16 protein-coding genes are annotated in these 12856 nt (G+C 23.5%); 15 read left to right on the top strand and 1 reads right to left on the bottom strand.

Annotation, left to right across the window (positions count from 1 at the left end):
* Positions 1-16: 16 nt before the first annotated feature.
* The 4 genes from J2Z53_RS06465 to J2Z53_RS06480 all read left to right on the top strand — a co-directional run bounded on the left by J2Z53_RS06465 (position 17) and on the right by J2Z53_RS06480 (position 3390).
* Positions 17-613, top strand: coding sequence for a DivIVA domain-containing protein (locus tag J2Z53_RS06465; protein WP_209796631.1), 597 nt, complete (start codon positions 17-19; stop codon positions 611-613).
* Between the two features lie 112 nt (positions 614-725).
* Positions 726-1643 carry an RluA family pseudouridine synthase gene (locus J2Z53_RS06470; RefSeq protein ID WP_209796632.1) on the top strand — a complete coding sequence of 306 codons (918 nt, stop codon included), beginning with the start codon at positions 726-728 and terminating at the stop codon, positions 1641-1643.
* A gap of 11 nt (positions 1644-1654) precedes the next feature.
* A complete protein-coding gene (pyrR, locus tag J2Z53_RS06475) occupies positions 1655-2191 on the top strand; it encodes a bifunctional pyr operon transcriptional regulator/uracil phosphoribosyltransferase PyrR (protein WP_209796633.1) in 537 nt (178 codons plus the stop codon).
* Between the two features lie 35 nt (positions 2192-2226).
* Positions 2227-3390 (top strand): THUMP domain-containing class I SAM-dependent RNA methyltransferase, encoded by a 1164-nt coding sequence (locus J2Z53_RS06480; protein ID WP_209796634.1) that lies wholly within the window; start codon positions 2227-2229, stop codon positions 3388-3390.
* A gap of 31 nt (positions 3391-3421) precedes the next feature.
* Here J2Z53_RS06480 and J2Z53_RS06485 read toward each other — a convergent pair whose 3' ends face one another.
* A complete protein-coding gene (locus tag J2Z53_RS06485; RefSeq protein WP_209796806.1) occupies positions 3422-5152 on the bottom strand; it encodes an Rqc2 family fibronectin-binding protein in 1731 nt (576 codons plus the stop codon).
* 99 nt (positions 5153-5251) lie between these two features.
* On the opposite strand from J2Z53_RS06485, the gene dapF reads away from it, so the two are divergent.
* The 11 genes from dapF (at position 5252) to J2Z53_RS06540 (ending at position 12662) form a co-directional block, all read left to right on the top strand.
* Positions 5252-6070 carry a diaminopimelate epimerase gene (gene dapF / locus J2Z53_RS06490; RefSeq protein WP_209796635.1) on the top strand — a complete coding sequence of 273 codons (819 nt, stop codon included), beginning with the start codon at positions 5252-5254 and terminating at the stop codon, positions 6068-6070.
* A 25-nt stretch (positions 6071-6095) separates the two neighbouring features.
* Positions 6096-7103, top strand: coding sequence for a hypothetical protein (locus J2Z53_RS06495; protein WP_209796636.1), 1008 nt, complete (start codon positions 6096-6098; stop codon positions 7101-7103).
* A 90-nt stretch (positions 7104-7193) separates the two neighbouring features.
* Positions 7194-8576, top strand: coding sequence for a GspE/PulE family protein (locus J2Z53_RS06500; RefSeq protein WP_327786702.1), 1383 nt, complete (start codon positions 7194-7196; stop codon positions 8574-8576).
* A complete protein-coding gene (locus J2Z53_RS06505) occupies positions 8548-9579 on the top strand; it encodes a type II secretion system F family protein (RefSeq protein WP_209796637.1) in 1032 nt (343 codons plus the stop codon). Before J2Z53_RS06500 ends, J2Z53_RS06505 begins: the two co-directional genes overlap by 29 nt.
* On the top strand, positions 9576-10007 hold the full coding sequence (locus tag J2Z53_RS06510) for a type II secretion system protein (protein WP_209796638.1): 432 nt from the start codon (positions 9576-9578) through the stop codon (positions 10005-10007). The genes J2Z53_RS06505 and J2Z53_RS06510 overlap by 4 nt, the downstream gene beginning before the upstream one ends.
* Positions 9997-10437 carry a hypothetical protein gene (locus J2Z53_RS06515; protein ID WP_209796639.1) on the top strand — a complete coding sequence of 147 codons (441 nt, stop codon included), beginning with the start codon at positions 9997-9999 and terminating at the stop codon, positions 10435-10437. The genes J2Z53_RS06510 and J2Z53_RS06515 overlap by 11 nt, the downstream gene beginning before the upstream one ends.
* Positions 10419-10937: a prepilin-type N-terminal cleavage/methylation domain-containing protein gene (locus tag J2Z53_RS06520; RefSeq protein WP_209796640.1), complete on the top strand. Its 519-nt coding sequence runs from the start codon at positions 10419-10421 to the stop codon at positions 10935-10937. The genes J2Z53_RS06515 and J2Z53_RS06520 overlap by 19 nt, the downstream gene beginning before the upstream one ends.
* Positions 10928-11347: a hypothetical protein gene (locus J2Z53_RS06525; protein ID WP_209796641.1), complete on the top strand. Its 420-nt coding sequence runs from the start codon at positions 10928-10930 to the stop codon at positions 11345-11347. Before J2Z53_RS06520 ends, J2Z53_RS06525 begins: the two co-directional genes overlap by 10 nt.
* A complete protein-coding gene (locus J2Z53_RS06530) occupies positions 11337-11906 on the top strand; it encodes a hypothetical protein (protein WP_209796642.1) in 570 nt (189 codons plus the stop codon). Before J2Z53_RS06525 ends, J2Z53_RS06530 begins: the two co-directional genes overlap by 11 nt.
* Complete coding sequence (locus tag J2Z53_RS06535) at positions 11907-12290, top strand: hypothetical protein (RefSeq protein ID WP_209796643.1); 384 nt, start codon at positions 11907-11909, stop codon at positions 12288-12290.
* 3 nt (positions 12291-12293) lie between these two features.
* Entirely contained in the window at positions 12294-12662 is a 369-nt protein-coding gene (locus J2Z53_RS06540; RefSeq protein WP_209796644.1) for a hypothetical protein, read from the top strand.
* The last annotated feature ends 194 nt before the right edge of the window (positions 12663-12856 follow it).

The raw sequence follows: 12856 nt of genomic DNA on the forward strand, positions 1-12856 counted from the left end.
TAGAGGTGTGGAAATAATGAAATTAACTCCAATGGATATAAATAATAAGGAATTTAAGAGAGGACTTAGAGGATATAATCCAGATGAAGTAGATGAGTTCTTAGATGAAGTAGTAGATAATTACGAAGAACTATATAAGGAAAATTCAAAATTAAAAGAAAAATTAGAAGTTTTAGAAGAGCAAATATCACATTATGCAAAAATAGAGACAACTATTCAAAATACTTTAGTTCTTGCTCAAAATGCAGCAGATCAAGCAAAGGAATCTTCTCAAAAGGAAGCTGAAATAATAGTTAAAAATGCTAATGAAACAGCTCAAAGAATAGTTGATAAGGCACATAATGATGTTATTCAAATAAATGATGAATTTGACAGAGTTAAACAAGAGTTTATAAAATTTAGAGCAAAATTTAGAAACTTTATGAATACTCAATTAGAAACATTTGATGATTTAGAAAAAGATATTAATAAGAATTATTCAATTGCTACTCCAGTTGATGAAGAAATGAATGTTAAAGATATTTCATATGAAGACACAAATGATAGTGAAGAAGAAGTTTCACAAAATGAATTAGATGAAATAAAAAGTTTCTTTGCTAAAAAGGAAGATTAATATTATCAGCATTACAAATGTAATGCTGATTTTTTAATATATAGTTGCAGTTGAGTAAATTTAGTCAATATATTATAATTGTTAGGTAATAAAAATTTAGGAGACTTAAATAATGGAAGAGATGATATATAATATAAGTTCTGATGAAAAAGGAATTAGAATTGATAAATTCCTTTCAAGTAAGTTTGAAGATAAATCAAGAAGTTTTATTCAAGGACTTATAGAAAATGAAGGCGTTTTAGTTAATGATAAAAAAATAAAAAGTAATTACAAGTTAAAAGAAAATGATAAAATAGAAATAAAAATGCCAGAAGTTAAAGAACTAGAGGTAGAAGCAGAAAATATTCCACTTAATATAATATATGAAGATAAAGATGTTATTGTGGTAAATAAACCAAAAGGAATGGTTGTACATCCAGCTCCTGGAAATTATACAGGTACTCTTGTAAATGCATTATTGTATCATTGTAAAGATTTATCAAGTATAAATGGGGTTATAAGACCTGGAATAGTACATAGAATAGATAAAGATACAACAGGAATATTAGTAGTTGCAAAAAATGATAATGCTCATAATAAATTATCAGAGCAATTAAAGGTTCATTCAATGAAAAGAGAATATTATGCTTTAGTTGAAGGAAGAATTAAAAAAGATAGTGGAACAATAGATAAACCTCTTGCAAGATCTAAAAAAGATAGATTGAAAATTGCAATAACACCAGAGGGGAAGCGTGCAGTAACTCATTATGAAGTTATTGAAAGATTCAAAAATGCAAGTTTGGTTAAATGTATATTAGAAACTGGAAGAACACATCAAATTAGAGTGCATATGGCGTCTATTGGATATCCTTTAGTTGGAGATCCAACTTATGGATTTAAAAAAGGAAAATTTAAAAATGAAGGTCAAATGTTACATGCTAAAACACTAGGATTTATTCATCCAACTACTAATGAATATATGGAATTTACATCAGAACTTCCAGAAAAATATAAAGAGTTATTAGAAAATTTAAGAAAAGATAATATATAAGGAGGGCAATAATGAATTTAAAAGCTAATCTTTTAGATGATAAAGCAATAAGAAGAAGTTTAATTAGAATTTCTCATGAAATTATTGAAAAAAATAAGGGAGTAGAAGATACAGTTCTTATAGGAATAAAAAGAAGAGGATATCCACTTGCACAAAGAATTTCTAAACAAATAACAGCAATTGAGGGAGTAGAAATTCCAGTAGGATTAGTAGATATAACTTTATATAGAGATGATTTAACAAAGGACAATGAAGTACCACAAATAAAAAGTATAGAATTAAATTGTGATATTACAAATAAAAAGGTGATTTTAGTAGATGATGTTTTATATACAGGAAGAACAGTAAGAGCTGCTATTGATGCAATAATGGACGCAGGCAGACCGAGTGTTATAGAACTTGCAGTTTTAATAGACAGAGGACATAAAGAATTACCTATAAGAGCTGACTTTGTAGGTAAAAATATACCAACATCAAGAGATGAAATTGTTGGAGTTAAAATTTTAGAAATAGATGGGGAAGACTCAGTAAAGATATACGAAAAATAAGTTTAATTTAAAAGCTTAAAGGAGCGAAAAAATATATGGAATATGATTTAATTGCAACCACTACCTTTGGTATAGAAGGTGTAACTGCAAAAGAGTTAAAAGCCTTAGGTTATGAAGGATTAAAAACAGAAAATGGAAAGGTACACTTCCAAGGGGATGAAATGGATATTGCAATAGCTAATATTCACTTAAGAACTGCAGATAGAGTTTTTATAAAGATGGCAGAATTTGAAGCTAGATCTTTTGAAGAACTTTTCCAAGGAACTAAAAATGTTAAATGGAATAAAATTATACCTAAAGACGGAGTAATGCATGTAGTTGGTAAGTCAATAAAATCAACATTACATAGCGTTCCAGATTGTCAATCAATAGTTAAAAAAGCTATTGTAACTCAAATGAGTGAAGCCTATGGAATTGATAGATTTAGTGAAGATGGAACAATTTATAAAATTGAAGTATCTATTTTAAAAGATAAAGTTACTCTTAGTATAGATACATCAGGTGTTGGACTTCATAAAAGAGGTTATAGAGAAAATGCGGGAGCTGCACCTCTTAAAGAAACATTGGCAGCTTCTATGGTACTTTTATCAAGATGGAAAGAAGATTATATTTTAGTTGATCCATTTTGTGGTTCAGGTACCATTTTAATAGAAGCTTGTATGATAATGCAAAATATAGCACCTGGGTTAAATAGAGAATTTATTTCAGAAAATTGGCCTATAATGCCACCTAATATATATAATCAAGTAAGAGATGGAGCAAGAAAGGCAATAAAACATAAAGATATAAAACTTTTAGGATATGATATAGACCATAGGGTTTTAAAGACTGCAAAAGAAAATGCAAGAAAGGCTGGAGTTTTAGATTATATAGAATTCCAAGAAAGAGATTTTAGAAAATTCTCAAATAAACATAAATACGGATTCATAATTTCAAATCCACCTTATGGAGAAAGATTAAGCGATAAAAATGAAGTGAAAGAGCTTTATGGAATTTTTGGTAAATATAAAAGAAAATATGAAGATTGGGAATTTAATGTTCTTACTTCTTATGAAGAATTTGAAAAAGATTTTGGAATAAAATCTACAAAAAATAGAAAATTATATAATGGTAAATTAAAGTGTTACTATTATCAATATTTTCATAATAAATTAATAAAAAATCAAGGAGATACTGTACTTCAGTGTCTTATAGGATAAAAAAATTCGCTTAAAATTTAAGCGAATTTTTTTAAATCTTTTGAAGATTTAGACTTTCAAAATTTTTAGGTTCTGTATACAATGTAAAATTAGTATGATATATAACCATTCCAGGTTTTGCACCATTTGGCTTTTTTAAATTTTTAACCAAAGTATAATCAACAGGTACTTTAGAAGAATCTTTAGCTTTGCTATAAAATGCAGCTAAAATAGCAGCTTCTTCTAATGTTTTGTCTGGTATATCCTTTGAACAGATTATTACGTGAGAACCTGGTATATCTTTAGTGTGAAGCCACATAAAGTTTTTATTAGCAAACTTTAAACTTAAATAATCATTTTGTAGATTATTTTTACCAACATATATATCAATTCCATCAGAAGATATAAAATGAAGTGGTTTTGATTTTAGTTTCTTTTTACTTGAAGATTTTTTGAATTTTAAATATCCAGTTTCCATTAATTCATTTTTTATTTCTTCTATTTCATCATATGATTCAGCGTTTATAATGTTAGTTAATACTGAATTAAGATAACTAAGTTCATTTTCATTTTTATCTAGTTGAATATAAGCTTCTTCTTCTGCCTTTTTTAATTTATTATATTTTTTATAATAAATTTGAACATTTTCAGAAGGTGTTTTATTTGGATTTAATTTAATTTCTTCATTTGGATAATCTTCTTTATAAAAGTTTTGTAATACAACAGATTCATCACCTTTTTTGAAGCTATAAATAAATGATGTTAATAAATCCCCCTTAATTTTAAAGTTTTCTTTAGATTTACAATCTTTTAATGTGTTTTCAAGTATTTTTTTCTTTTTTAAACATCTTTCAATATTTGTATGAATAAGTTTTTGTAAATTTTGAGATCTATTATGAAGCCTTTCTTGTTTATCTTTTTTTCTATAAAATTCATCTAACATTATAGATGGATCATCATATTTTATAGAAGAAAACTTATCTTTAAAGGATAAAAATTCTATTGAGTGAAAATCTTTAAAAAATCCATCCTTATCAACATATATATGAAATGAAGGAAATTTTTTTGTAGTTTCAAATAAATTTGTAACAAATTTGTATAATATTTTACTATCCTTTAAGTTATAATTAGAGTTAGAAAGATTAGTGTATAATTCTCTTGATAAAGTTTTACTAACACCTGTAAAATTTTTAAAGAAGAAATCTTCATTAATATTAAAATTATCATTTAATAAATTAATAAAGGATTCTTTTGAAAAGTTAAAAGGATTTAATTTAGTTGATTTAGGAGGATAAATATATGTAACACCAGGATATAAAACTCTATAACTATTTATATCAGGAGTTATATGTTTAATTGATTCCATAACTTTTAAATCTCTTTCTCTAACAAGAGTTATATTTGAATGTCTTCCCATAATTTCGATAATTAATAAATATTTACTATCAAAACCAAGTTCATCTCTAGAAGATACATGGATTGTGACTATTCTATCTCCCTCTTTTTGGGTTATATCAGTTATAGTTCCTCCTATTAAATATTTTCTAAGAACCATTAAATAAAGTGGTGCTTTAAGTGGATTTTCTTTTTGGATATTAGTAATATGTAATCTTGCAAATTGTGAGGATGCTGAGATTAAAAGTTTAAAGTTTTTTCTATTTTTTCTTAAATGTAAAATTATTTCATCCTTTTCAGGTTGATTTATTTTATCTATTTTAGAATCAATTAGAGATTCTTTTAAATTATCAATTAAATTATTTAAAAATATACCATCTAATGCCAAAGGTATCATCCTTTCTTTTTTAGAATTTAAAAATAGTATAACACTAAATTAAGGCAATAATCAATTTAATATAAAAGTGCTTTAGGAGGATCATAAATTATGAAATTTACAAAGATGCAAGGAATAGGAAATGATTTTATTTTTATAGAGGATTTAGATAATACTCTAGAGAGTAGTGAAATAGATATAGCAAAAAAATTATGTAATAGGCATTTTGGTATTGGTGCAGATGGATTAATAATTATAAGAAATTCTCATAAATGTGATATGAAAATGACTATTATAAACAGTGACGGTTCAAGAGCAAATATGTGTGGAAATGCAATAAGATGTTTTGGAAGATATATTTATGATAAAGGATATGTTAAGGATAAATGTTTTTCTGTTGAAACTGGAGATGGAAAAAAAGAAATAACTCTAATTGAAGAGAATGGTAAATTTGTAGGAGCTAAAGTATATATGGGTAAACCTTCTTTTGAGGGTGATAAAATACCACTAAAAAATAAAAAGGAACTTATAAATGAAACTATTAATATAAATAATAAAAATTATAATTTAACATCTGTTTTAGTTGGGGTACCTCATACTATAATAATAGAAGATAAAGATGGTTATAATGTAGAAGAAGGAAAGTTTATAGAAAAGTTTGAAATATTTAAAGAAGGAACTAATGTAAACTTTGTAAAAGTTATAAGTAAAGATCATATTAAAGTAGAAACTTGGGAAAGAGGAGCAGGTGCAACTCTTGCTTGTGGAACAGGAACTTGTGCATCAGCTGTTGTTGCACATAAGTTTGGTTTAATTAATAAAAAGGTATTAGCAACTCTAAAAGGAGGAGAACTTATAATAGAAGTTGAAGATGATGGAGTATATATGACAGGTAATGCTGAATATATTTGCACAGGAGAAACTATATAAAATATAGCTTAGAAGAGGGAGTAGAATGAATGTTTTAAAAAAAAGACCATTATATATATTAATTTTATTAGGTTTTTCATTTATTCTAACTGCATGTGGACAGAAAAGTATGCAAAATGATGGACTTACTGGTAAAAACGGAGAAGAATTAAAGGTGCAAAACGGTTCAGTGTTATTAGAAGAAAAGGGAGAATATAGTACTTTAAATTTTTTAAATGGCAAATATAGTAGTTTAAATAGCAAAAATATTGTAACTAATTATAATAAAGAAAGTGGTAATTACATTTTTTTAAAAGATGGTAAACACTACATTTATTATAAAGGTAAAAATAAAGAAATAACTGATAAAGAATATAGCTTTATTAAAATTTCTCCTTCAGGTAATTATGTTTCTTATATGATTTATGATAATGGATATAAGTTAAAAGTCTTATCATTAGAGGATAATAAAGTTATTAATATACAATCAAAGGTAGCTATATCAGGAGAGTTTTATGATTTTATAAATGGGGATACATTAGTTTATTATGGAATTTCAGATGATGGAGTTAATGGGGTTTTCACTTATAATTTAAAAACTAATAAAGAGGAACTTTTATATAAATTAAAAGTTGGATATGTGGAGTTTTTAAAGGGATTAGAAAATGAAGTTGTAATATTTCAGCAACTTTCAAATAACAAAAAAGAATTAAAGATTATAAGTGATACTAAGAAGGAAAAGGTTATTTCTAAAAGCTTTAATGAAATTAATGATGTATTAAAAGTTAATAATGATTATTATATTTTAGGAACAGCAATTAATAATTCGCCTTCATTATATAAAGTCAAAGAAAATTCTAATCAGAGATTAGTATATTCTTTCCCTTCAATTATAAATTTGAAAAAAGGAATAAGAATAAGTGATAATGGAGATATACTTTTTATAGGATCTAATAATGGAAATGATAAAGAGGAAATTTTTTCATATAAAGATAAAAGTGTTTCTCTTATAAGTAGTAAAATAGGAAATTATGAATTTATAAAATTTAATTAGAAAAAAGTCTTGGTAAAATTCCAAGACTTTTTTCTTTTAATAGGAATAAAAATTACTATAACGTGTCCATAATTAAAATGGAGGTGTTAAGTGAAAGAGTTAATAAAAATTTCTGATTTAAATTCGGTGTATAAGGTATCAAAGGAAAAAATGATTCAGTTTAAAGTTATTCCTCTTTATGAGGATGAAGAATATATTAATGTAGTTACCTATAAGGAAAGTAATGAAAGTAAAGATTATATTGAATTTATTTTTGGCAAAAAAGCAAAGTTTATAGAAGTGGATAAAGTAATATTTAATAATGTTATAAAAGCTTTAAAGCCTAATTTAGATGAAAATTTAGAAGAAGAAATAATATACGATACAATTAATAAAAATGGAAGTGATATACATTTTGAACCTTCAAGAAACTTTGTAACTATAAGAGTAAGAATAGATGGGATTTTATCTATTGTAGGTAAAATTAGAAATATAGATTATAATCAAATACTTTCTAGAGTTAAATTAAATGGAAATATGGATATTGCAGAAAAAAGAAAACCTCAAGACGGGAAAATTTTAATTAAAAATTCTAAAGGGAGGTTTGACTGCAGAATATCTACAATACCTGTAATTTATGGAGAAAAGATGGTAATTAGAATTCTTTATAAAGAAAAGTTAGATCATACTATAGATAGTCTGAAATTACTTCCTTTTCAACAAAAAATATTAAATAAAATTATTAATGCAGAAACAGGCATGCTTATTATAAGTGGTCCAACAGGTAGTGGTAAAACTTCTACATTGTATTCAATTATATCAAGTATAAAAGATAAAGACATTAATATAACTACTATAGAAGATCCAGTAGAATGTAATATTAAAGATATAAATCAAATGAATGTAAATAGAAAGATAAATTTTAGTTTTGCAGAAGGATTAAGAAGTACGCTAAGACAAGATCCAGATGTCATTATGGTTGGAGAAATTAGAGATGAAGAAACAGCTATTATGGCAACTAGGGCTGCTATTACAGGGCATAAGGTTTATTCAACTATTCATACAAAATCAAGCAGAGATATATTTTTAAGGCTGGAGGATATGAAGGTTAAAAATTATTTAATAAAAGGCTCTTTAATAGGTACTATTTCTCAAAGATTAATAGGAAGGTTATGTCCAAATTGTAAAGAGAAGGAGAAACGAAAAATAAAAGAAAAAGAATATACATTATATAAAGAAGTAGGGTGTGAAAAGTGTAACTTTACAGGAATTAGTGGGAGAAGATTAATTTGTGCAATACATTTTATAGATGAAAAAATAAGAAGTAACTTTAATAATATATATAATGATTTAGAATTTTTATCTAATGAACAAATGTATCATGTATGTAAAGTGTTACTTAAAGAAGGAGAAATAAGTTATAAACAGTATAAAAATTTTATTACTGGAGAGGATTTAATTAGATATGAAGAAAATGAAAAAGAGTTCTTATAAAGATATAAGTATAATTTGTGAAAATTTATATTCATTATATAATGATGGTCTTCAAATAACAAAATCAATTGAATTACTTAACGATTTTCCTTTAAGAAAAGATTATAAAGACAGTATTGAAGATGTAGGTAAAAAAGTTAGAATGGGAAAATCATTAGGAGAAAGCTTTTCTAAGTTTAATAACTTATATCCTTCTTTTCTAACTGGAATGATATCCATTGGAGAAAAAACAGGTAGGTTAAATGATGTATTAAAGGAAATGAGTATATACTACAAAAGAAAAGATGCTATGAAAAATAGTATTATTAATGCATCTATTTATCCAATATTTTTAATTATATCAATGCTTATTATGTGTATATTTTTCATAATATTTATAATTCCACAGTTTGAGAGTGTTTATTCATCATTAGGAACTAATATACCTAAACTAACAAAAAATATATTAAATTTATCTATTTGGATTAATAAGTATCCTTTTGTAGCAATTTCTTTTATATTATTTTGGTTTATTTTAACTCCAATTATATTTTTTAAATTGTATTATAACAAGTTGAAAAATATATTAGTAAACAAAATAAAAATTTTAAAGGAAATAAGAGAGTATGAAGTAATTTTGCTTATTAAAGTTATTGTAGTTAGTGGAACAAATATATCAGTAGCTCTTAAATATTGTGAAGAAGATAATTTAAGAAAAAAATTATATAGTGATATAAATGAAGGAATATTAAAAGGAAATGAAATATCAGAAGTATTAGAGGATGTAATAAATCCATCTAATTATACAATTGCAATGATTAAATTAGGGGAAGAAAGTGGGTCTTTAGATGAAAGACTTGAAAATTTAACTAATACTTTAAATGAAAGATGTAATGATAAATTTAAAAAGATAGCTTCGATGTTTCAGCCTATATCAATAGTTTTAATAGCATGTATTGTATTTATTTTTCTTATGACTTTTATTTTACCAATTTTTGATGGAATATATGGAGGAATATCTTGAAAAAGAAAAAAGGATTTACATTAATAGAATTAATAGCATCTATAACTATACTAATAATTTTATTTACATTTGGATCTCTATCTTTAAATTACTATAAAAATTTAAATGAAGATATTAAATTAGATAATTTCTTTGTTTCATTAAAACATATGTTAGCAGAGGGAAAGGCCATTGCTATAGATGAAGATATAGGATTAAGAGTAGCTTTTGATAATACAAATAAAAAGGTGATTTTGCAAAAGGGAATATTTAATATAGGGTTTATAGATATGCCATATTACATATATGTTGTATCAAATCCTAAAATATCAATTTCATCAAATGGACAATTAAAATCTCAAACAACAACACTTAACAATACAAAGGATAATAAAAAATATTATATAAAAATTAGAGCAGGAGTTGATTATGTAAATATTGAAAGTTAAAGGAAAAAGAAAAGGAAGTATGCTTCTTGAATGTATGTTATGTATATTTATTATTTCAATAGTTATTGTATCTTTTGTTGCATCTAATAAAGAAGATTATAAATCCTTTAATCTTAGAAATGAAATAAGAGAAAATACTTTGTTGATGAACAATATAGTAAATGAAATTAAATTTAATATGACAATAGAAGAATTAGAAAATAAATTAAAGGTAAATAAAATTGTAATAGGTGTAGGAGAAAATATATTTAATGATTTAAAAACAAAAGATATATTAAATATACAAAATAATTATATTAATAAAAAAATAATAATAGAAAAGATTAATGGATCATTAGAAAAGATCAATCTAAAAGTTTCCTTTATAGAAGATGAAAATGAAATTTTAGAAGAAGAGGTAGAAAAAGAGATTTGGATGGAAGAAAAATAAAAAAATTAAGAAAAGGTGGTTTTACATTAATTGAATGTATAGCCTATATATTTATTTCTACAATAATACTTACCATAATTACAACAATAACTATTGATGGATATAAGCATTTTATTAGGCGAGGGGAGTTTATAAATAGAGAAGATGAAATAGATAATGCAATTTTAAGTATAAGAAAGATTTTCAATGATGTAAATAATACTGATTATATTATAAAAAATAATAAAATAGAAATAATTAAAGAAGAACAAGGAATTGAAGAAGTAAATAATAAAAATAATATAAATAAAGATTTAAATGTGAAATCAAAAGAATTTGAAGTTATAAGTGGAAACTTATATGTTAAATATTATTCTTATAATGAATATGAAAATAAAAGAAAGCATGAAACATCAAATATTATTTTAGAAAATGTAGAAAATTTTAATGCATTTAAAAAGAAAAATTTAATATATGTAGATCTTATAGTTGATGGAAGAGAGTTTTTAATATGTTTGTAAAGAAAAAAGGATATGTTTTATTAAGCACTATTTTAGTTTTATCTTTTATAATTATGGTTATTTTAGGAGGAGCAGCTATACATAAGATGAATTTTAAATATTCCAAAAGATATAAAGTTCATAAAAGTATGAGAGATTTAAATATTAATGAAGAAGCTGTTTTACTAGAAACTAATAATTGGATCTATAAAAATAAAGATTTATTAATAGAAAAAATGAAAGAAGATTTTTCTCAACCTATTAAAAGTAGTGAGTATAGACTTAATTTAAATTATATAAAAGATAAGGATACATTTAAATTAAGCTATGGAATAGATAAATTAGATGATTATATTTATTGTTCCTATATAAATAATGAAGAAAAGATAATTTTAATACCAAAAAGGAGGATAAAAGTAAGTGATACTTAGAGAAAAAATAATTACTATTAATAAAAATAAATATATGTATAATGGAGAAAATAAGCATTTAAAAGATATTGTAAATAAGGTTAAAAAGAATAAGAAGGCAAATTTCATAATACTTGATGAGGAATTATATATTAAAGAATATTATACAATAAAAAAAGCTGAAGTAAAAAATATTATAAATAATGAAGTGAAAAATGAGTTTAATAATGATGATTACTTAATTCATTTTGATATAGATAGAAAAAATAATAAAACTTTTATTTATGCAATAAAAGGTGGAAATAAAATAGATCCATTTATTAGATATGTTAGAAAAATAAAAGTTAATCCTATTCAATTTATATTAATAAAATTTTTAAAAGAAAAAATAAAAAAAAGAGATTTTAAATCTTTAGTGGATGTAAATGGAAAGTATTATTTTATAAAAGTTAGCAATGGATTTATTATAAAAAGTTCTATACATTTATCAAATGAAGAATTTTTCTTATTAAAAGATATTATATTAGCGAAATTTGAATTTCCATATAAAAAGCAAAATTTAATTATAGGAGAAAGGTAAATGAATAAAAATTTTATACCAGAAAAGTTTAATTTAAAAAAAGAATATAATAAGAACAAAAGTATAAATAGAGGAATTATTTTATTATTGGTAGCTAATATATTAATATTTCCTGTTAATATAAATAGTCTTAATAAGAAATATTTTGAAAACAATAATACTAAAAAAGAAATTAGTACTCAAAAAAATATAGATTTAAAAGATAAATTAATAAACTGGATTAATTTATTACATAAATACACTAACTATGGAGATATAGAAGATAATTCTGGAAAAATAGTATTAAAAAACATTAAAGATATAAAAAAGATAGAAAAGGATTTAACTATAAAAAAGGTATTTAATGAAAATAAAAAATATTATTTGAATGTGTTAGGAGATTAAAATTTGAAGAAAATATATGTTAGATATTTAGTATTAGTAGCAGTTTTATGTTTACAAGGTATGATGTTTATTTCTTTTTCTAATAAAGAAAATAAAAAAGATAAAGAAATTTTTGTAGATGTATCTAAAGAAAAACAAGATAAAAATATTAATGATATATTTAATTATTTTAATAATATTGAAGGTGTAAAAATAAATAGTATAGATAATGAAGAAAAAATAAGTATGGATATAACTGTTAATGGAAGTAAAGATAGAATAATTAAATTTTTAAAAGATATAGAAAATTATAATGTAACAAATTATAATATAAGCTATGTTGATAAAAAGTTTTGCCTAAATCTTACTGTTTTAGGGTATAAAAATTTATAATAAGTATAATAATATTTAAAGACATAATATAAATATATAAAAATACTGTTAAATTAGCACTCTAAATAATTGCAATTAATATTAAGTTTTGATAAAATAAATTTGTATGTCAGAAGAACCCAAATTATGATTATATATGTTTAAAAGTTAATAATATAATTTATTTGGATTTGAATTTATACTTTTGGAGGGAT

This window comes from Clostridium moniliforme (assembly GCF_017873235.1).
Classification (GTDB): domain Bacteria; phylum Bacillota; class Clostridia; order Clostridiales; family Clostridiaceae; genus Clostridium; species Clostridium moniliforme.